Raw genomic sequence first — 19,585 nt, forward strand, 5'->3', positions numbered from 1 at the left:
CTCCCACATCACCCCGTCCAGAGCCGCCGCAGCCGTGCGCCGAGCCGCTGTGTCCATGTCGGGCGCAGGGCGGGGGGCAAGCCGTCGTGGGGGTCGTCGCGCGGGGCGTCGTGCGGGACGTGCGGGGTTTTTGCCCAGTGGTGCGGACGGGCGATGAGCTGCAGCAGGGCGAGCCAGGCGGCGGCCGAGACGAGCAGCCAGTAGAGCGGCATCAGCGGCACATGGGCGGCGAGCGCGAAGCGGCCGCGGATCGCCAGCGTGCGCGAGGCGAGCCAGAGGCTGGCGCCGTAGCCGAACAGGATGTTGAGCCCGGCGCCTGCGACGACGAGGTCGCCGGCAAAGCTGGAGCCGATTTCGAGCGGCACCGTGCCCGAGACGTGCAGAACGATCAGCGCGACGCCAGCGGGATGGGCGAGCGCCGAGAGCACCACCGCGCCGACCTGGGCCTGCACCGCGAGAAAGCCCGCCGGGCCAAGATCGGCCCAGAGCCGGTGCGGCCGGCGCATGTGCACCAGCCAGGTGATCATCCAGCCCTTGATCCAGCGCTGGCGCTGGCGGCGCCAGGTGCGGAACCGCGCCGGCGCCTCCTCGAAGGTGACGGATTCGATCATGCCGCTCGTCCAGCCGAGCCGGGCGAGGCGGATGCCGAGGTCGGCGTCCTCGGTGACGTTCCACGGATCCCAACTGCCGACGGTGTCGAGCGCCGCGCGCCGGAAGTGATTGGAGGTGCCCCCCAGCGGCATCGGCAGGCGCAGGCGGGCGAGATAGGGCAGCAGCCCCTCGAACAGCGCGGCGTATTCGATGGCGAACTGCGCCTGCAGCGGGTTGCGGATGCGGTCGATCTCGAGCCGTGCCTGCACGCAGCCGAGGTCGGCCGGGCCGGTGGCGAAGGCTTCGGCGGCGCGGAGCAGCTGGTCGGGGTGCGGCCGGTCCTCGGCGTCGAACACGGCGACGATGTCGCCCTCGCAGAAGGCGAGCGCGTAGGCGAGCGCGCGCGGCTTGGTCGCCGGGCGGCCGTGCGGCACCACCAGCACCTCGAAATGCGGCGCGCGGCAGTGCTCCTCCGCGGCGGCGCGGGTGGCGAGGTCGTCGACCTCGAGCACGATCTTGATGTCGAGGCGGTCGCGCGGATAGCGCAGCCGTTCCAGCGCCGCGACCAGCCCCGGGATCATCGCCGCCTCGTCGCGCAGCGCGACGAGCACGCTGTAGCGCGGCAGCGGCAGCGCACCGAGGTCCGGCGGCGCGCGGCGCACCGGCAGGGCGATGCAGAGCAGCGCGTAGATGCGCAAAAGGCCGATGGCGATAAAGCCGGCCGTGGTGCCGACCAGCGCGACGCCGAGCACCAGCGACGGCCACGCCGCCGTCGCCGCGGCGAGCGACGGGATGGCGAGGGCGAGACCGACGCGGAGCGGCATCGCCGGGGCGGCGCGGGCCGACAGCGCCGGGTCGATCTCCCCGAGCCGGGCGACGGCGGCCTCCAGCGTCGGCCGGGCGATGCGGGCGCGGACGGCCGCGCGGAGGTCTCTCGCGGTGGCGACGACGAGGCGGGCGCGCGGCACGCCGTGGCGGGCGAGTTCGGCGAGCGCCGTGCCGAGCCGGCCGACGGCCGGGGCAACCACGATGACGGGGCTGCCGTCCGGGGCGGTGGCGGCGATGATGCGCAGCCGCGCGGCGACGGCCGGGGCGATCGCCGCCGGCACGTCGAGCCGCCAGCCGGGGCCGAGCCGGGCGAAGCGGACGCCATGGCGCCGCGCGATCAGGCGGCAGACGGCGGCCTCGCCGACGCGCGGGTCGGCGGCGAGCCGGTGCACCGCCGACCCGCCGGCAGCGCTTGCGCCGGCCGCGCGGTGCAGCGCGCGTTCCGGAATCTCCCCCACGTCCCAGGCGAGCAGCCGCCCGGCGCGGGCGGGGGCGATCAGGCGCAGGTCGGCGGCGAGTTCCGGCAGCGCGGCGAGCAAGTCGGCGAGGCCACCGAGCTGGTCGGCGCGCGGGCTGGCGGCGACCAGCACCCGGCCGCGCTCGCCGCGCCGGGAGGCGAGCCAGGCCTCGACCGCCGCCGCCCCGCGAAACGCGGGCGCGATCTCGCCGAGCAGCGCCACGGTGGCCGCGTCGAGCGCCGCGATGCCGAGGTCGGCGGCCATGCGGTCATAGGCGGGGTCGGCGGGCAGCACGCCGAGGCCGAGCAGGATGTCGACGGCGTGGCGGCCGGTCTCCTGTGCCAGCGCCTCGGCGAAAGCGACGACCTCGCGCGGCAGGTCGTCCCCGGCGGCGGGCGGGCGCGCGCCGGCCGGCGCCGCGACGGCGCCCACGGATCCCGCGGACACGCCCCCTTCCCCGCTCGCCATGCGGGCCGCCCCCCGTTGCCTGCGCCGCTGCCGTCTCCCTCGTCCTGGTTCCTGCGCGCCGCGCGCGATCGGCGCGGCCCCTTGCGAAGCGCCCGCGCCCGGCCCCCGGGGTGCGAATACGCGTCGCCAAATCACCTGCCGCACGGCTAGGATGCGCCCGGTTCGCCGCGGCGCTGCAGGGTGCGGCGCCGGCCCGGGCAGCCGTGGAAACGCCCGCGGCCCGCCCATGCCCGTTAAAATCGTAGTCGTTCGATGAAGAGATCAGCAATAGTATTCTTGGTGGCCGGTACGCTTCTCGCCGCGATCGGCGGTTGCCTGCCGGCCGGCGCCGAAGGCAGCGCCCCGGCCGCGCGGCCGGGCGCCGCGGCGGGCACCACCGTGCACTTGGCGCAGGCCGCCGCCGGCGCTACCGCGACCTTGCCGCCGCGCGTGTTCGATCCGGGGTTGCAGGCCGGCGAGGCCGGGCTGCCGCCGCGCAGCATCCGCTTCGTCACCACCGACGATTTCCCGCCGTTCAACTTCGCCGACGGCGGCGGCACGCTGATCGGCTACAACGTGGAACTCGCGCGGGCGATCTGCCGCGGCGCCGGCGTCGCCTGCACGATCCAGGCGCTGCCCTTCGACGAACTTGGCGCGGCGGTCGCCGAAAACCGGGCGGACGCGATCATCGCCGGGCTGCGGCGGCCCGATGCGCCGGGCGAGCTGCTGTTCACGCGGCCCTATCTGGTGATCCCGGCGCGCTTCGTCGCGGCCGCCGGGGCGGCGATCACGGCGACGCCGGAAGGGCTCGCCGGCCTGACGGTCGCCGTCGTCGCCGGCTCGCGGCACGAGGCCTATCTCAGCGATTTCTTCGGCGACACGACGCGCGTCACCGCGCCCGACCTCGCCGGCGCGCTGGCGCTGCTAAAAGAGGGCAAGGCGGCGGCGGTGTTCGCGGACGCGCTGCCGCTGACCTTCTGGTTGAACGGTCCGGCGGCGGCGGGCTGTTGCGGCTTTGCCGGCGGGCCCTACATCGAGCCGGCCTATTTCGACGGGGGGCTGGCGATCGCGGTGTCGGGCGAGCCGCTGAAGGTCTTCCTCGACGGCGCGCTGATGCGGCTCGAGCAGTCGGGCGAACTCGGCGAGTTGTCGCTGACGTTCTTCCCGGCCGGGCTGTACTGAGGGCCGGCCCGGCGCCCTGCCCCTCCGGCGGAAGGCCGGAGGAGGACAGGGACCGCCAAGGGGGCTTGCCCGCGGGATCCCGCGCGGGCGGTCGTCAGGCGGGCTTGCGGCCGCTCAGCTCGCCTTGCGGTCGCGGCGGCGGTCGTGCGCCGGCTGGTAGGCCATGCGGCAATGGTAGGTGCAGTAAGGCACGCCCGATTCCGACTTGCGGCCGCAGAAGAAGAAGTCGGCGCGGCTCGGGTCGCCGATCGGCCATTTGCAGGTCTGCTCGGTCAGCGTCAGGATCGTCGCGCGCTCGAACGGCACGACCTCGGGCACCGGCGCCGGGGCGGGAGCGACCTCCGGGGCGGCCTCGGCCATCGGCTCGGCCTTCACGGCGAGGTTGCCGATGGTGATCGGCGCGACCGGGCGCATCGGATGGCTGGGCTCGCGGGCCTTGCGCGGCCGGGCCGCCTGCGGCTGCGGCTTGGCACGACCGGAGAGGCCGAGCCGGTGGACCTTGCCGATCACCGCATTGCGGGTCACGCCGCCGAGTTCCGCCGCGATCTGGCTGGCGCTGTGACCCTCCATCCAGAGGGTCTTGAGACGCTCCACGCGATCGTCGGTCCAGGAAAGATCCATCGTTCCGCTACTCCTGACTTGAGGTTCGAATCCGTCGTCATCGCGCCGGAAAGCTCCGGGCGTTCGCGGCGCCGCCCCTTGAGCGCCGCTCTGCCACCGATGACGTGATGCACCTCGAGAGGTCCAGACCATACGATATGTCGTATGGCCCAGGCCGGAAACTACAATACCCGTTGAGTCGCTGGCAACGACGCACCGCCCCGGCGGCAGGGTGGCCGGCGGTTTTCCCCAGCTTAACGCCCCTGGCGTGCAACGGCGGCGCCGGAAACATGGAAAACGTCCGCCAAGCCCGCGCCGCGGCTCGCAAATCCCGGCGATTGACAGCGCCCGCAGGCCTTATGGTATACGAAGACCGTCGGGCCGCGCCGCCAATTCAGGGGACGCGGCCATTTCTATTTGCGCACCAGCGCAGCACCCTCCTTCGATCGACCGGGAAAGCCATGTCCGCCGCACCCTCCGCCGTCTCGCCGCTGTTTGCGACCTTCGCCCGCGCCGACGTCGCCTTCGAGCGAGGCGAGGGCGCGTGGCTCTACACGGAGAGCGGCGACGCCTGGCTCGATTTCGGCGCCGGCATCGCGGTCAACGCGCTCGGCCACGCCCATCCGCACCTCGTCGAGGCGCTGACGCGGCAAGCCGGCAAGCTGTGGCACACGTCGAACCTGTTCCAGATCCCCGAGCAGACCCGGCTCGCGCAGCGGCTCGTCGACCATTCCTTCGCCGACCGGGTTTTCTTCTCCAATTCCGGCGCCGAGGCGCTGGAGGCGGCGATCAAGACGGCGCGGCGCTATCACTACGCGCGCGGCAACCCCGAGCGCGTGCGCATCGTCACCTTCGAGGGTGCGTTCCACGGCCGCACGCTGGCGACGCTCGCCGCCGGCGGCCAGGCGAAGTATCTCGAAGGCTTCGGTCCGAAGGTCGAGGGCTTCGACCAGGTGCCGTTCGCCGACTTCGAGGCGGCGAAGGCCGCCGTCGGCCCCGAGACGGCGGCGATCCTGATCGAGCCGATCCAGGGCGAGGGCGGCGTGCGGCCGGTGCCGCACGGCGTGCTGCGGGCGCTGCGCGAGCTCTGCGACGCCGAGGGCATCCTGCTCGTCTACGACGAGGTGCAGACCGGCATCGGCCGCACCGGCAAGCTGTTCGCCTATGAGCTTTCGGGCGTCGCCCCCGACATCCTCGCCTCGGCGAAGGGCCTCGGCGGCGGCTTCCCGGTCGGCGCGTGCCTTGCCACCGAGGCGGCGTCTGCGGCGATGGTCGCCGGCACGCACGGCACCACCTTCGGCGGCAATCCGCTGGCGATGGCCGTCGGCAACGCCGTGCTCGACGTCGTGCTGGCGCCCGGCTTCCTCGACCATGTCCAGGGCACCGCGCTGAACCTGAAGCAGAAACTCGCCGCCGTGGTCGACGCCCATCCGGACGTGTTCGAGACGGTGCGCGGCGAAGGCCTGCTGATCGGACTCAAATGCGTGAAGCCCGTGGCCGAGGTCGCCGCCGCGGTCCGTGGCCACCGGATGATCGCGATCCCCGCCGGCGACAACGTGCTGCGGCTGCTGCCGCCGCTGATCGTCGGCGAGCACGAGGTCGCCGAAGCCGTCGCCCGTATCGATGCTGCCGCCGGCGACCTCGTCGCCGCCGGCGCGTGAGGAGGATGCCCGATGACCTCCCATTCCGCCATCGCCAACGGTGACGCCGCCGCCCCGGGGGCCGCCGTGACCGGCGCCGTCCGGCACTTCCTCGACCTCACCGACGTCTCCGCAGCGGAGCTCCGGCGCATCCTCGATGCCGCCGCCGCCATCAAGGCGGAGCGCGCCGAGGCGAAGCGCGCCGGCCACGCCCGGCGCGGCGACGGCCCGCTCGCCGGCAAGGTGCTCGCCATGGTGTTCGAGCGCCCGTCGACGCGCACGCGCGTCTCCTTCGACGTCGGCATGCGCGAGCTCGGCGGCGAGACGCTGATGCTGACCGGCGCGGAAATGCAGCTCGGCCGCGGCGAGACCATCGCCGACACCGCCCGCGTGCTGTCGCGCTACGTCGACGCGATCATGATCCGCATTCTCGACCACGCCGACCTCGCCGAACTCGGCGCCCATGCCACCGTGCCTGTGATCAACGGCCTCACCCGGCTGTCGCACCCGTGCCAGGTGATGGCCGACGTGATGACCTTCGAGGAGCACCGCGGCCCGATCGCCGGCAAGACGGTGGCCTGGGTCGGCGACGGCAACAACGTGCTCGCCTCCTGGGTGCACGCCGCGGCGCGCTTCGGCTTCAAGCTCCGCATCGCGACGCCGCCGGAGCTCGCGCTGCGCGACGCGCCGATCGACTGGGCGCGCGCCAACGGTGGTACGATCGAGGTCGGCACCGACGCGTTCGAAGCCGTGGACGGCGCCGACTGCGTCGTGACCGACACCTGGGTGTCGATGGGCGACAAGGAGCTGGAGCGCCGCCACAACCTCCTGAAGCCGTTCCAGGTCAACGACCGGCTGATGGCGGCGGCGGACAGGAATGCAATCTTCATGCATTGCCTGCCGGCGCACCGCGACGAGGAAGTGACGAGTTCGGTGATGGACGGCCCGCAATCGGTGGTGTTCGACGAGGCCGAGAACCGACTGCACGCGCAGAAGGGCATCCTCGCCTGGTGCCTCGGAGCGGTCGCTTGAGCGCGGATATCGCGGGCACCGGCGATCCGGCCCCGGCCGCCGGCCGCCCTGGCGACGACGCGGTACTGCCGTTCGCCGTCGAGGCGCTCGACAGCCGCGGCCGGCTGGTGCACCTCGGCCCGGCGCTCGACACCATCCTGTCGCGGCACGCCTATCCCGAGCCGGTGGCCCGGCTGATCGGCGAGGCGGCGGCGCTGACGGCGCTGCTCGGCACGGCGCTGAAGTTCGACGGCCGCTTCATCTTCCAGACCCAGAGCGACGGCCCGGTGCACATGCTGGTCGTCGACTTCGAGGCGCCCGACCGGCTGCGCGCCTGCGCCCGCTTCGACGAGGCCGCCGTGCACGCGGCGATCGCGGAGGGGCGCGCGACGAGCGCCGACCTGCTCGGCGCCGGCCATCTCGCGATGACGGTCGACCAGGGCCCGGACATGAGCCGCTACCAGGGCGTGGTGCCGCTCGACGGCCGTTCGCTGGAGGACGCGGCGCACCAGTATTTCGCGCAGTCGGAGCAGATCCCGACCCGGGTGCGCCTCGCCGTCGCCGAGGTGGTCAGCCGCGACGCCGGCCACGCGCCGCGGCACGCCTGGCGCGCCGGCGGGCTGCTGGTGCAGTTCCTGCCCGAATCCAGCGCCCGGTTGCCGGTGCGCGACCTCGACCCCGGCGACGCGCCCGAGGGCAGCCTGCCGCTGCCTGTCGACGAGGACGACGCCTGGACCGAGGCCGCCTCGCTGGTCGGCACCGTCGAGGACCACGAGCTCACCGACCCGGCCGTCTCCGCCGAGGACCTGCTCTACCGCCTGTTCCACGAGCGCGGCGTGCGCGTCTACGACCGCCAGCCGATCATCGAGCGCTGCCGCTGCTCCCGCGACAAGGTCGCCGACATGCTGCGGAGCTTTTCGGCCGACGACCGGAAAGACATGGTCGACGAGGGCCGCATCAACGTGACGTGCGAGTTCTGCTCAACGGCGTATGATTTTGACCCGGCGGAGTTTGAGGTGGGCGAGGAAGAGTAAGGTGGGAATGGTTGTCGGCGTGCGCCGACGGGTTCCAGCACCAACGCGAGATCACCGCCCTCAATGCGATCAGCTTGGATCTGACCGGGGTCTCGATCATCTGAGCGAGGGCGCGGGACAGGATCTGGCGAGCACGCCCGTCGTGGGGCCGCCCCCCTCCCTGTCCCTCCCCCGCTTCGCAGGAGAGGGGACGATGGGGGATGGGACTATCGCACAACGAAAGCTACGCCGAACCGAACGGCTGTTTAGAGCGGGACTCTAACCTCCTGCGTCCCCTCTCCTGCGAAGCGGGGGAGGGACAGGGAGGGGGGAGGCCACACGGCATGGCGCGTGTCGCCCCCACCCTCAATTCCGCGCAAACTGATCGTCGAAGGCATACCCAGCCCCGCGCACCGTCCGGATCGGATCCCGCGAGTTCCCGCGGTTGATCGACTTCCGCAGCCGGCCGACGTGGACGTCGACGGTGCGTTCGTCGACGTAGACGTCGTGGCCCCAGACGCCGTCGAGGAGCTGTTCGCGGGAGAAGACGCGGCCGGGGCTCTGCATCAGGAATTCGAGCAGCTTGAACTCGGTCGGCCCGAGGTGGATCTCGCGGCCCTGGCGGCGGACGCGGTGGGTTTCGCGGTCGAGCTCGAGGTCGCCGGCGGCGAGCTGGCTGGACACGCTCTCGGGCTTGGCGCGGCGCAGGATCGCCTTGATGCGGGCGAGCAGCTCAGGCACCGAGAACGGCTTCACGACATAGTCGTCGGCGCCGGTGCCGAGGCCGCGGATGCGCTCCGATTCCTCGCCGCGGGCGGTGAGCATGATGATCGGCAGGCGCTCGGTCTCGCTGCGCTGGCGCAGCCGGCGGCAGAGCTCGATGCCGGAGAGGCCCGGCAGCATCCAGTCGAGCAGCAGCAGGTCGGGCGTGGTTTCGCGCAGGCGGACCTCGGCGTCGTCGCCGCGCAGGCAGCTCTCGACCTCGAAGCCCTCGGCTTCGAGATTGTAGCGGAGCAGGATGCTGACCGGCTCCTCGTCCTCGACGATCAGGACCTTCGGCATGGAATTTCGCTCATCCGCGTTGTCGGCATGTCGAAGGCGCCCCGCCCGGCGGCCCCGGCGGGGCCACGGCCGGGACGCCTCCCGGAAACTCGCCAGAACGGCGCCGATCAGCCCGGCAGGGCGATCGCCTGCTCGCTGGTGAGATCGGCCTTCGGCCGCTCGGTCTCGAACATCGAGCCGGTGACGGCATAGTGCACCGTCTCGGCGATGTTGGTGGCGTGGTCGCCGATGCGCTCGATGTTCTTGGCACAGAACAGCAGGTGGGTGCACTGGCCGATGTTGCGCGGGTCTTCCATCATGTAGGTGAGGAGTTCGCGGAACAGCGAGGTGTAGAGCGCGTCGATCTCGTCGTCGCGCTCGCGCACCTGGCGCGCCAGCGCCTCGTTGCGGTTGGCGTAGGCGTCGAGCACGTGCTTCAGCTGCTCGAGCGCGATCTCGGCGAGATGCTCGACGCCGACCATCAGCTTCTTCTGGACGATGCTGCTGTTGATGGCGACGACGCGCTTGCCGATGTTCTTGGCGAGATCGCCAACGCGCTCGAGGTCGTTGGCGATGCGCATGAAGCCGACGATCTCGCGCAGGTCCATCGCCATCGGCTGGCGCTTGGCGATGACAAGGATCGAGGCTTCCTCGATGTCGCGCTGCATCTGGTCGAGACGGCGGTCCTCGAAGACCACGCGCTGGGCGAGCGCGGTGTCCATGCGGACGAGGGCCTGGACACTGTCGGCGACGAGCTGTTCGGCGAGGCCGCCCATCTCGGCGATCTTGCCGGCAAGGTGGCGCAGCTCGGCTTCATAGGCGCTGATGGTATGTTCGGTCATGGAATGCCTCCCGGCGCGGCTCGCGGCGGCCTCTAGGACAGTTCGCCAGATTTCAGGGCGGCGGATCAGCCGAAGCGGCCGGTGATGTAGTCCTGCGTACGACGCTCGGACGGGTTGGTGAAGACGTGATCGGTCGGGCCTTCCTCGACGAGGGTGCCGAGGTGGAAGAAGGCGGTGCGCTGCGAGACGCGGGCGGCCTGCTGCATCGAGTGCGTCACGATGACGATCGTGAAGTTCTTGCGCAGCTCGTCGATCAGTTCCTCGACCTTGGCGGTCGCGATCGGATCGAGCGCCGAGCAGGGCTCGTCCATCAGGATCACGTCGGGGCTGACGGCGATGGTGCGGGCGATGCAGAGGCGCTGCTGCTGGCCGCCGGAGAGGCCGGTGCCCGGCTCGTGCAGGCGGTCCTTCACCTCGTTGAACAGCGAGGCCTTCTGCAGGCTGGCGACGACGATCTCCTCGAGCTCGGCCTTGGAGCGGGCGAGGCCGTGGATGCGCGGGCCGTAGGCGACGTTCTCGAAGATCGACTTCGGGAACGGGTTCGGCTTCTGGAACACCATGCCGACGCGGGCGCGCAGCTCGACGACATCGAGGCTCGGGTCGTAGATATCCCGGTTGTCGAGCAGGATCTCGCCCTCGACGCGGCAGCCGTCGATGGTGTCGTTCATGCGGTTGAGGCAGCGCAGGAAGGTCGACTTGCCGCAGCCCGACGGGCCGATGAAGGCGGTGACCGCCTTCTCCGGGATGTCGATGGTGACCCCGTGCAGCGCCTGCTTCTGGCCGTAGAACACCTTGACGGTGTCGGCCTTGACCTTGGTCGGGCGCGGGTGGAGGTCGGGCGTGCGGACGGTCTGGAACACGGCCGGGGCGGCATCCCGGGGGGCAAGCGCGGCTTGAGCCATGGGGGTCAGGTCCTTGTGAGATCGAGTGGTGACGTCGGTCGGCCGTCGATTACCAGCGGCGTTCGAGGCGCTGGCGCAGGAAGATGGCGATGCCGTTCATCACGATGAGGAAGCCGAGCAGGACGAGGATGCCGGCCGAGGTGCGGGAGGTGAAGCCGCGCTCCGGGCTGTCGGCCCAGATGAAGATCTGGGTGGGCAGCGCGGTGGAAGCTTCGAGGAAGCCGCCGGGCGGGCTGGTGATGAAGGCGTTCATGCCGACGAGCAGCAGCGGCGCGGTTTCACCCAGCGCCTGGGCGAGACCGATGATCGTGCCGGTGAGGATGCCCGGCAGCGACAGCGGCAGCACGTGGTGCATGATCACCTGATGCTTGGAGGCCCCGACGCCGAGCGCACCCTCGCGGATCGACGGCGGCACCGCCTTCAGCGCGTTGCGGGTGACGATGATCATCGTCGGCAGCGTCATCAGCGCCAGCACCATGCCGCCGGCGAGCGGCGCGGAGCGCGGAATGCCGAAGAGCTGGATGAACACCGCGAGACCGAGCAGGCCGAACACGATCGACGGCACCGCGGCGAGGTTGTTGATGTTGACCTCGATCAGGTAGGTCCACCGATTGCGCGGCGCGAACTCCTCGAGATAGATCGCCGCGGCGATGCCGACGGGGAAGCTGATCAGGAAGCAGATCAGCAGCGCATAGAACGAGCCGGTGATCGCACCGGCGAGGCCGGCGAGCTCGGGGAAGCGGCTGTCGGAGTTGAAGAACAGCGCCCAGTTGAAGGGGGCCGAGACCTGGCCCGCCTCGACCAGCCGGTCATAGAAGCCGAGCTGGACGTCGTTCACGCGGCGCTGGTTCTCCGGCAGCGTCCGGTCGATCAGGCCCTTGTTGAGCTGGTCGATCGGGTCGGCGGCCGGCACGGTCAGCGTCAGCGTCCCGCCGATCACCGACGGATTGGCGACCACCGCGTCGCGGACGAAGAATTGGGTGTTGTTGGTCAGCAGCTGGCCGAGCATGCGCTGCTGCGGCGGGGTGGTCGCCTCCGGCGCGATCTGGAGCAGCGCATCGCGAACGACGTTGCGGTAGTTGCCGGCCGCCGGGTCGGCGGCGTCGACGTATTCAGCCTTGATCGGGAAATCGAGGGTGATCTTGGTCTGCAGAAAGGCGGGGTAACCGCCGATCACCAGCGTCGTGATCAGCAGGCCGAGCAGGCCGATCGCCGTCGAGATGGCGGCGATGCCGTAGAACTGCAGGCGACGGTTGGCGGCGTGGCGGCTGCGGCGGCGGCCGACCGCGTTTTCCGAGGTCCAGTCGACGGGACCGGTAAGGGCTGTTTCCGACATCGGTCCCTCCTTATTCGTACTGTTCGCGGTACTTCTTCACGATCTGCAGCGCGAGGACGTTGAGCCCCAGCGTGACGATGAAGAGCACGAGGCCAAGGGCGAAGGCGGCGAGCGTCTTCGGGCTGTCGAAGGATGTGTCGCCGATCAGCATCGACACGATCTGCACGGTGACGGTGGTGACCGAGTCCATCGGGTTGATGGTCAGCGTCGCGATCAGGCCGGCGGCCATCACGACGATCATGGTCTCGCCGATGGCGCGGCTGGCGGCGAGCAGGATGCCGCCCATGATGCCCGGCAAGGCCGCCGGCAGCAGCACGCGGGTCATGGTTTCCGATGCCGTCGCACCCATCGCGAGCGAGCCGTCGCGCATCGAGCGCGGCACGGCGCGCAGCGCGTCGTCGGATAGCGACGAGATGAACGGAATGATCATGATGCCCATGACGAAGCCCGCGGCGAGCGCGCTGTTGGGCGAGGTGACGACGCCCAACAGGCCGCCGGCCTCGCGGATGGCCGGGGCGACGGTGAGCACGGCGAAGAAGCCGAACACGACGGTCGGGATGCCGGCCAGGATCTCCATGATCGGCTTCACCACGTTGCGCACCCGGTCGTCGGCGTACTCGACGAGATAGATCGCGGTGAACAAGCCGATCGGGATGGCGACGATGAGCGCGATGGCCGAGATCAGCAGCGTGCCGGCAAAGACCGGGACCGCACCGAAGGCACCGGCGCCGGCGATCTGGTCGGGACGGAGCGCGATCTGCGGCTCCCACTTCAGCCCGAACAGGAATTCGGTGATCGGCACCAGGCGGAAGAACGCGATCGACTCGTAGAGCAGCGAGACGATGATGCCGACCGTGGTGAGGATCGCCACGACCGAGCAGAAGATCATCAGGCCGGAGAGCACGTGCTCGACGCTGTTGCGGGCGCGAAAGCGCGGGGCGATCCGGGTGCGGGCGAAGACCAGCACGAGGATCATCAGCGTCGCGGCGACCACCAGCATCGCCCAGCTGGCGATGTTCTGCCAGGAGACCAGCCGCTCGGCGGCGAGCTGGATCTCGGGCGCCGGCGTGCCGAAGGTGCGGCCAGACGCGAGATTGCGGATTTCGGACAGGGCGAGATTGAGCTCGGCCGGCGACTTGCCCTCGGTGAACCCCGACGGCAGGCTGGCAAGGACCAGATTATCGAGGGTCGCGCCCTGGAACGAGGCCCAGAGCAGGACCAGGACGAAGGCCGGGATGCCGACCCAGACGGCGATGAAGGCACCGTGATAGCCGGGAAGCGAATGGATCTTCTCGCTGCCGGCCCCGCCAGCGAAGCGCTTGGCCGAGCTGCGCCCAACGTAATAGGCGACGAGCGACAGGATGACGATGAGTAGCAGCGAATAGCCGACCACGATCTGCCCCCGGAATGATGAATGCTGGATGCAATGGGGTGCTGAGGGTCCGCAACGGGACCGATCTTCGGCACGGACATCACGGGCGCTCTTGTCGGCGCCCCCGCAAGAAAGGCGGCCGCCCGCGAGGGGCGACCGCCTGTTTCAGTCGACCTGAAGATCAGGAGTTCGGCGCTTCCATCGGGGAGCTGCCGGCAACCGCAGCGCGGACCGCTTCACGCTGGTCGGCGGCGAGCGGGATCAGGCCGCGCTCGGAGAGGTAGCCACCTTCACCGAAGGCTTCCTCGGAGACGTACTCGGTGACGAACTCCTCGAGGCCCGGGATCACGCCGCGGTGAGCGTTCTTCATGTAGATGAAGAGCGGGCGCGACACGGCGTAGGAGCCGTCGGCGATCGTCTCGGTGGTCGGCTCGACGCCGTCGATGGCGACGCCGACCAGCTTGTCGGTGTTCTCGTAGAGGAACGAGTAGCCGAAGATGCCGAGGGCGTTCGGGTCGGCCTCGAGGCGCTGCACGATCAGGTTGTCGTTTTCACCGGCTTCGATGAACGGGCCGTCCTGGCGCATGCGCTCGCAGACTTCGGCCTTGGCGTCCTTCTCGAGAGCCTTGATCGCCGGGAAGGCGTCGCAGCCGGCATGCATGACCAGTTCGACGAAGGCGTCGCGGGTGCCGGACGTCGGCGGCGGGCCGAACACGGTGATCGCGGTGGCCGGGAACGAGGCGTCGATCTCGTTCCACATCTTGTAGGGGTTGTCGACGATCTCGCCGTTGACTTCGACCTTGGAGGCGAGCGCCTGGAAGATCTGGGCCTTGGTCAGCGGGAAGCTGGTGCCCGAACGGGCGTGGGCGACCGAGAGGCCGTCGTAGCCGAGCAGCACTTCGGTGACCGAGGTAACGCCGTTCTTCTGGCAGTCGTCGAATTCCGACTTCTTCATGGCGCGCGAGGCGCCGGTGATGTCAGCCTGGTCGACGCCGACGCCGGCGCAGAAGATCTTCATGCCGCCGCCGGTGCCGGTCGACTCGACGACCGGGGCCGCGCCGCCGGTCGAAGCCGCGAACTGCTCGGCGACCGCCTGGGTGTACGGGAACACGGTCGAGGAACCGACGATGCGGATCTGGTCACGCGCCTGGGCGACGGTGGCGACCGAAAGGGCCGCAGCCGCAATGGCGAGCGTGCTGGCGAAGCTGGTGAATTTCATGGAGAGATCTCCCTGTGTGTGATCTCGAAGGTCGAGCGGCCGCGGACCGGCCTTGAGTTCTGCGTCCGGCGATCCGTTGCAGACCCGCCGACGCCCCTTCCTATCGAAGCCTCACCACGCTTCTATGACAGTTGGGTATCAGTTTTGTGACAATCTAATTGACTGAAAAACCTTTGTTTTCCTGAATCGACGGCCGGTCCGGCGCGTCGATTGTCTCAATCCATACGGCAAAGGTCGCGCCCTCGCCCGGCTCGGACCGGATGGTCAGCCGGCCGCGGTGGTGGTTGACGATGTGCTTGACGATGGCGAGGCCGAGACCGGTGCCCTTGCGGGCCCGCGACCGGTCGGCATCGGCGCGGTAGAATCGCTCGGTGAGCCGCGGCAGGTGCTCGGCGTCGATGCCGGGGCCGTCGTCGCGCACGGCGAGCAGCAGGCCGGGCGCGCCGTCCGGGCCGGTCTCGGCGCCGAGCGAGACTTCGACCGTGCCGGCGTCGCGGCCGTACTTCATCGCGTTCTCGACGAGGTTGGAGACGACCTGGATCAGCTCGTCGCGGTCGCCGCGCACGCGCCAGGGGCCGGGCTCGATGCGGGTCTCGAAGCGGATCTCGGCGGCGGTGGCGAGCGGGCGCAGCGTCGCCAGCGTGACGTTGACGACCTCCTCGACATCGACGATCGCGTCGGGGCGGACGTGCGCCTTCATCTCGATCCGGCTCAGCGACAGCAGGTCGTCGATCAGGCGCGACATGCGCTCGCCCTGCTCCAGCATGATGCGCAGGAAGCGCTCGCGGTTGACCTCGTCGTTGCGGGCCGGACCGAGCAGGGTTTCGACGAAGCCACGCAGGGACGCGAGCGGCGTGCGCAGCTCGTGGCTGGCGTTGGCGATGAAATCACCGCGCATCCGTTCCATGCGGACGAGTTCGGTGCGCTCGTCGAGCACGACGAGGACGAAGTCGGCGCGGCCGTCGGACCGGCCGAAGCGGATCGGCGCGGTGAAGGCGTCGAAGACGCGCTCGGTCGGAACGCGCTCGGAAAAGCGCACCACGTTCGCCGTCTCGCCGCGGCCGGCGCGGTCGACCATGGCGAGGAGTTCGGGGACGCGCAGCTTGAACGACAGCGGATCGCCGGGCCGCGTCGGGCCGAAGCGGTCGGTGGCATTGCGGTTGGCGTAGCGGACGACGCCGCCGCGGTCGGTGATGAAGCACGGCGAGGGCAGCGCCTCGGCCATCATCTTCATGCTGGTGTCGGGCCAGACGAGGGGCGCCTGCAGCGCGGCGCGGCCGCGCGGCCGACTCGGTGCGATTTCATCGGGCGCGGCGGCGACGAACAGGGCGGCCGTGACGGCGGCGAACAGCGCGGCGAGCGGCCGCGGATCGACCCCGCCCGCGACCCACAGCAGCATGCAGCCGACGGCGAGGACCAGCAGGGCCAGTCGCACGGCACGATAGCGACCGGCGAGGCGTTGCGACAGCGGAGGCCCCGCCGGATCGGGGGCGTCGTCAGGCATCGGCAGGTTCCTCGGCGGCGAGCCGCCCCTCGTCTCCCGCATCCGCGGTTGATAGCATCGCCATGCGACACGCCGATTACACGGCCGACTCGCCACGGGCGACACGGGCTGCGGCCATGATGGCATACCCGCCGCGATGCGGCATATCGGGAGACGGACGACGATGGCGAAAAAGAAGCCGGCAAAGCGAGAGAAAGCTGAAGCCGCCGCGTTGAAGGAAGTGCAGGCGACGCTGCTGGAGGCGCCCGGGCTCGGCGACGCGCCGGCGATCGACGTCGACGGCATCCGTTTCGATCTCGACGAGCCGGTGTTCCCCGCCGCGCTCGAGGCCCGGTGCTTCACATCCGACGGCTTCCCCTACGAGAAGCGACTGCCGAGCGACGACTACGAGGCGACGCTGCACGCGCTGCAGGTGGAACTCGTCAAGCTGCAGCGGCACATGACCGGCACCGGCGCCCGGCTGGTGGCGCTCTACGAGGGCCGCGACGCCGCCGGCAAGGGCGGGGCGATCGAGACGACGCGGGCCTATCTCAACCCGCGCAATGCCCGCATCGTGGCCTTGCCGAAGCCGACCGACGCCGAGCGCGGGCAATGGTACTTCCAGCGCTATGCGGTGCAGCTGCCGTCGGCGGGCGAGTTCGTGCTGTTCGATCGCTCCTGGTACAACCGGGCCGGCGTCGAGCGGGTGATGGGTTTCTGCACCGAGGCGCAGGCCGAGGCCTTCCTGAAGGCGGCGACCGAGTTCGAGGACATGCTGGTCGACGACGGCATCGTGCTGGTGAAGTTCTTCCTCGAGATCGGCCGCGAAATGCAGCTGAAGCGCTTCCACGAGCGCCGGCACGATCCGTTGAAGATCTGGAAGCTGTCGCCGATCGACTTCAAGGCGATGAGCCGCTTCGACGACTACACCGCCGCCCGCGATCGCATGCTGGAGACGACCCACAGCGCCAAGATGCCGTGGACGGTGATCCGCGCCAACGACAAGCGTCGCGCCCGGCTGGAGGCGATCCGCCATGTGCTCGGCCGCTTCGATTACCCGGGCAAGGATCCGGCGGCGATCGGCGTGCCGGACAAAAAGATCATCGGCAGCGGCCCCGATTTTCTCAAAGGCGGCACGGCGCGCTGACACGGCGATGGGCGGGGGCCGTCGTGGCCGGTCCCCCTGCCCGCTTGCCGGCGCCCGGCTCAGGCGGCGCGCAGGGGCACGGTCATGCGGGCGAACGGCATCCCGCCGGCTTCGCCGAACTCGGCAAAGCCGCCGCAGGCGCCGGCCAGCGTCTCGACGATCAGCCGGCGCACGCCGACGACCGCCTCCAGCCGCGCCTCGTGGTGCGGATCGGCGCCGGCCGATGCGTCGCGGTCGCCGAAGGCGGCGCCGGTCGGCAGCGCGACGACGCGGACGGTGAGCACGAAGCTCTCGTTGCGGATCGCCGGCTCCAGCGCGACGTCGAAGCCGCGGCCGACGGAATCCACGACCTCGGTGAGGAAGCCCTGCAGCAGGTCGGCGAAGAGGGCCGGGTTGCCCTGCACGCCGATCGGCAGGCGCGGCAGCAGGAAGCCGAGCTTTCCGGCGCCATCGGGGCCGATCTGGGCCAGCACCGCGTCGACCGCGGCGCCGAGCTGCGGCACCACGTCGAACACGACGTGCTCGGCCCGGGCGCGCGCCGCCTTTTCCACGGCGAGCAGCCGGCCGATGATGTCGCGGCGGAGCTCGGCGGAATCGGTCTCGATATCGAGCAGGATCTGGCTGACCAGCCGGTCGCTCGGGCGGACCGGGGCGACGAGGGCCAGCGTCGAGGCGGCGTGCATGCGGTCGAGGCTGCGCAGCAGCGCCCGGAGCCACGGGCCGACGCCCTCCTCGCCGGTCGCGGTGGCGGCGCGGGCGGTGTCGGGCAGGATGGTGGAGAGGATGCGGTCGAGCGCGGCGGCCGAGAGTTCGCCCTTGCCGATGAAGCCACAGGAGCCGGAGCGGCGGCCGATCAGCTCGATGTCGTCGTTCTCCAGCGTCGACATCAGCACGACCGGGCAGCCGCTGAGCGACAGGCGCAGCTCGTCGATCAGCGGAATCGTGGTCTCGCGGCCGAGCCAGAAATCGCACAGGCAGACGTCGAATCGGCCTTCCGACAGGCGGTGGCGAGCCTCGTCCACCGTCGCGGCGAACACCACCTCGGCGGCGTGGAACGGCATGTCGGCGAGAAAGCGGCGCAGCAGGAACACGTCCTCGGGGTCGTCCTCGACGCAGAGCACGGCGATCTTCCGGCGCGGCGGCGGCGCGACGCCGGCTTCGACGGCGACGAGCCGGCGCAACGCCGGCTGGGAGCCGGCGACGTCCCTGTGCTGATCGACGGGACCCTGCATGACCTGCTCCTCACCCGGCAACGATTGTGTTCTTGAATGTTTCGTCGTCCGATCCCGGGCGAACGTTCCCCGAAGCCGCGACGCTTCGCAAGACTGCGATTTGGTTTGTTAACAGGTGGTTAACGTTATTTTAGGCGGTTTCGGGCGAGAGTCGTCCCACTCCGGCCGAGGGCGGTGCGCCGCGCGGCGCACCGCAACCATCGATCGGCGATGGGGCGCAGGCCGCCGCGGATCGCGCAAAGCCGGGTTTGGAGCGGGGATTTCAGATGGCAGTGATGGTTACGGGCGGGGCCGGCTACATCGGCAGCCACATGGTGCATGCGCTGGTTGACCGCGGCGAGCGGGTGATCGTGCTCGACGATCTGTCCACAGGTTTCGATGCCGTGCTGCCGGAGGCGGCCGTGCTGGCGGTCGGCAGCGTCGGCGACGAGGCGCTGGTCGGCAGCTTGATCCGGCAGCACGGGATCACCGCGATCGCGCATTTCGCCGGCTCGATCATCGTGCCGGAATCGGTGACGGATCCGCTGAAATACTACCTCAACAACACGGTCAACTCGCGCGCGCTGATCGCCGCGGCGGTGGCAGGCGGGGTCGGTTCGTTCCTGTTCTCGTCGACGGCCGCGGTCTACGGCGAGCCGGACCGGGCGATCATCGACGAGACGCTGCCGCCGGCGCCGGTCGCGCCCTATGGCTGGTCGAAGCTGATGACCGAGATCATGCTGCGCGACACCGCCGCCGCGCACGGACTGCGCTATGCGGCGCTGCGCTATTTCAACGTCGCCGGCGCTGACCCGAAGGGCCGTACCGGCCAGTCGACAAAGGACGCGACGCACCTGATCAAGATCGCGTCGCAGGCGGCGCTCGGCGTGCGCAGCGGCATGAGCGTGTTCGGCACCGACTATCCGACCCGCGACGGCACCTGCCTGCGCGACTACATCCACGTCGCCGACCTGATCGACGCCCATGTGCTGGCGCTCGACCACCTGATCGGCGGCGGCGAGAGCCTCGTCGCCAATTGCGGCTACGGCGACGGCTTCTCGGTGCTCGAGGTGATCGACGCGGTGAAGCGGGTCTCGGGGGTCGACTTCCCCGTGGCGCTGGCGCCGCGGCGCGCGGGCGACCCCTCGGCGCTGATCGCCGACCCGAGCCGGATCCGCGCGACGCTCGGCTGGACGCCGCGCTACCAGGACCTCGACACCATCGTCGGCCATGCGCTCGCCTGGGAGGACACGCTGCGCCGG

16 protein-coding genes are annotated in these 19,585 nt (G+C 70.5%); 6 read left to right on the forward strand and 10 right to left on the reverse strand.

The window, feature by feature from the left end; translation table 11 throughout:
• Positions 1-8: 8 nt before the first annotated feature.
• Positions 9-2,324: a glycosyltransferase family 2 protein gene (locus I5731_RS20025; RefSeq protein WP_197311599.1), complete on the reverse strand. Its 2,316-nt coding sequence runs from the start codon at positions 2,322-2,324 to the stop codon at positions 9-11.
• A 300-nt stretch (positions 2,325-2,624) separates the two neighbouring features.
• On the opposite strand from I5731_RS20025, the gene I5731_RS11930 reads away from it, so the two are divergent.
• Positions 2,625-3,506 carry a transporter substrate-binding domain-containing protein gene (locus I5731_RS11930; RefSeq protein WP_197311600.1) on the forward strand — a complete coding sequence of 294 codons (882 nt, stop codon included), beginning with the start codon at positions 2,625-2,627 and terminating at the stop codon, positions 3,504-3,506.
• 114 nt (positions 3,507-3,620) lie between these two features.
• On the opposite strand, the gene I5731_RS11935 is transcribed toward I5731_RS11930, so the two are convergent.
• Entirely contained in the window at positions 3,621-4,127 is a 507-nt protein-coding gene (locus tag I5731_RS11935; RefSeq protein WP_197311601.1) for a GcrA family cell cycle regulator, read from the reverse strand.
• Positions 4,128-4,567: 440 nt separating this feature from the next.
• Here I5731_RS11935 and I5731_RS11940 point away from each other — a divergent pair, with 440 nt between their 5' ends.
• From I5731_RS11940 to I5731_RS11950, 3 genes are read left to right on the forward strand one after another with little or no spacing between them, the layout of a single operon-like run.
• Positions 4,568-5,767 carry an aspartate aminotransferase family protein gene (locus tag I5731_RS11940; protein ID WP_197311602.1) on the forward strand — a complete coding sequence of 400 codons (1,200 nt, stop codon included), beginning with the start codon at positions 4,568-4,570 and terminating at the stop codon, positions 5,765-5,767.
• Positions 5,768-5,779: 12 nt separating this feature from the next.
• Positions 5,780-6,778, forward strand: coding sequence for an ornithine carbamoyltransferase (gene argF, locus I5731_RS11945; RefSeq protein WP_197311603.1), 999 nt, complete (start codon positions 5,780-5,782; stop codon positions 6,776-6,778).
• Positions 6,775-7,791 (forward strand): Hsp33 family molecular chaperone, encoded by a 1,017-nt coding sequence (locus tag I5731_RS11950; protein WP_210336295.1) that lies wholly within the window; start codon positions 6,775-6,777, stop codon positions 7,789-7,791. Before argF ends, I5731_RS11950 begins: the two co-directional genes overlap by 4 nt.
• Positions 7,792-8,136: 345 nt before the next feature.
• Here the strand turns inward: I5731_RS11950 and phoB are convergent, their stop codons facing one another.
• The 7 genes from phoB to I5731_RS11985 form a co-directional block, all read right to left on the reverse strand.
• Complete coding sequence (gene phoB, locus I5731_RS11955) at positions 8,137-8,832, reverse strand: phosphate regulon transcriptional regulator PhoB (RefSeq protein WP_197311604.1); 696 nt, start codon at positions 8,830-8,832, stop codon at positions 8,137-8,139.
• 107 nt (positions 8,833-8,939) lie between these two features.
• Complete coding sequence (gene phoU / locus I5731_RS11960) at positions 8,940-9,653, reverse strand: phosphate signaling complex protein PhoU (RefSeq protein ID WP_197311605.1); 714 nt, start codon at positions 9,651-9,653, stop codon at positions 8,940-8,942.
• Positions 9,654-9,718: 65 nt separating this feature from the next.
• Positions 9,719-10,555 carry a phosphate ABC transporter ATP-binding protein PstB gene (gene pstB, locus I5731_RS11965; RefSeq protein ID WP_197311606.1) on the reverse strand — a complete coding sequence of 279 codons (837 nt, stop codon included), beginning with the start codon at positions 10,553-10,555 and terminating at the stop codon, positions 9,719-9,721.
• Between the two features lie 49 nt (positions 10,556-10,604).
• Positions 10,605-11,891, reverse strand: coding sequence for a phosphate ABC transporter permease PstA (pstA, locus tag I5731_RS11970; RefSeq protein ID WP_197311607.1), 1,287 nt, complete (start codon positions 11,889-11,891; stop codon positions 10,605-10,607).
• 10 nt (positions 11,892-11,901) lie between these two features.
• Positions 11,902-13,284, reverse strand: a complete 1,383-nt coding sequence (gene pstC / locus I5731_RS11975) for a phosphate ABC transporter permease subunit PstC (protein WP_197311608.1) — start codon at positions 13,282-13,284, stop codon at positions 11,902-11,904.
• A gap of 160 nt (positions 13,285-13,444) precedes the next feature.
• Positions 13,445-14,482, reverse strand: coding sequence for a PstS family phosphate ABC transporter substrate-binding protein (locus I5731_RS11980; RefSeq protein WP_197311609.1), 1,038 nt, complete (start codon positions 14,480-14,482; stop codon positions 13,445-13,447).
• 154 nt (positions 14,483-14,636) lie between these two features.
• Positions 14,637-15,986, reverse strand: coding sequence for an ATP-binding protein (locus I5731_RS11985; RefSeq protein WP_197311610.1), 1,350 nt, complete (start codon positions 15,984-15,986; stop codon positions 14,637-14,639).
• A 163-nt stretch (positions 15,987-16,149) separates the two neighbouring features.
• Here I5731_RS11985 and ppk2 point away from each other — a divergent pair, with 163 nt between their 5' ends.
• Positions 16,150-17,112 (forward strand): polyphosphate kinase 2, encoded by a 963-nt coding sequence (gene ppk2, locus I5731_RS11990; protein WP_197311611.1) that lies wholly within the window; start codon positions 16,150-16,152, stop codon positions 17,110-17,112.
• Positions 17,113-17,171: 59 nt separating this feature from the next.
• Here the strand turns inward: ppk2 and I5731_RS11995 are convergent, their stop codons facing one another.
• Complete coding sequence (locus I5731_RS11995) at positions 17,172-18,344, reverse strand: response regulator (RefSeq protein ID WP_197311612.1); 1,173 nt, start codon at positions 18,342-18,344, stop codon at positions 17,172-17,174.
• 266 nt (positions 18,345-18,610) lie between these two features.
• Between I5731_RS11995 and galE the strand changes: the two genes are divergently transcribed.
• A partial coding sequence (gene galE / locus I5731_RS12000; RefSeq protein WP_197311613.1) for a UDP-glucose 4-epimerase GalE occupies positions 18,611-19,585 on the forward strand: 975 nt, incomplete at its 3' end.

It is taken from the genome of Methylobrevis albus (genome assembly GCF_015904235.1).
Taxonomy (GTDB): Bacteria; Pseudomonadota; Alphaproteobacteria; order Rhizobiales; family Pleomorphomonadaceae; genus Methylobrevis_A; species Methylobrevis_A albus.

Bases quoted from the DNA above. Each gene is read 5' to 3' on its own strand.
- I5731_RS11935 (WP_197311601.1), bottom strand. From the start codon at position 4,127: ATGGATCTTTCCTGGACCGACGATCGCGTGGAGCGTCTCAAGACCCTC.
- I5731_RS11940 (WP_197311602.1), top strand. From the start codon at position 4,568: ATGTCCGCCGCACCCTCCGCCGTCTCGCCGCTGTTTGCGACCTTCGCC.
- argF (WP_197311603.1), top strand. From the start codon at position 5,780: ATGACCTCCCATTCCGCCATCGCCAACGGTGACGCCGCCGCCCCGGGG.
- phoB (WP_197311604.1), bottom strand. From the start codon at position 8,832: ATGCCGAAGGTCCTGATCGTCGAGGACGAGGAGCCGGTCAGCATCCTG.
- phoU (WP_197311605.1), bottom strand. From the start codon at position 9,653: ATGACCGAACATACCATCAGCGCCTATGAAGCCGAGCTGCGCCACCTT.
- pstB (WP_197311606.1), bottom strand. From the start codon at position 10,555: ATGGCTCAAGCCGCGCTTGCCCCCCGGGATGCCGCCCCGGCCGTGTTC.
- pstA (WP_197311607.1), bottom strand. From the start codon at position 11,891: ATGTCGGAAACAGCCCTTACCGGTCCCGTCGACTGGACCTCGGAAAAC.
- I5731_RS11980 (WP_197311609.1), bottom strand. From the start codon at position 14,482: ATGAAATTCACCAGCTTCGCCAGCACGCTCGCCATTGCGGCTGCGGCC.
- I5731_RS11985 (WP_197311610.1), bottom strand. From the start codon at position 15,986: ATGCCTGACGACGCCCCCGATCCGGCGGGGCCTCCGCTGTCGCAACGC.
- ppk2 (WP_197311611.1), top strand. From the start codon at position 16,150: ATGGCGAAAAAGAAGCCGGCAAAGCGAGAGAAAGCTGAAGCCGCCGCG.
- I5731_RS11995 (WP_197311612.1), bottom strand. From the start codon at position 18,344: ATGCAGGGTCCCGTCGATCAGCACAGGGACGTCGCCGGCTCCCAGCCG.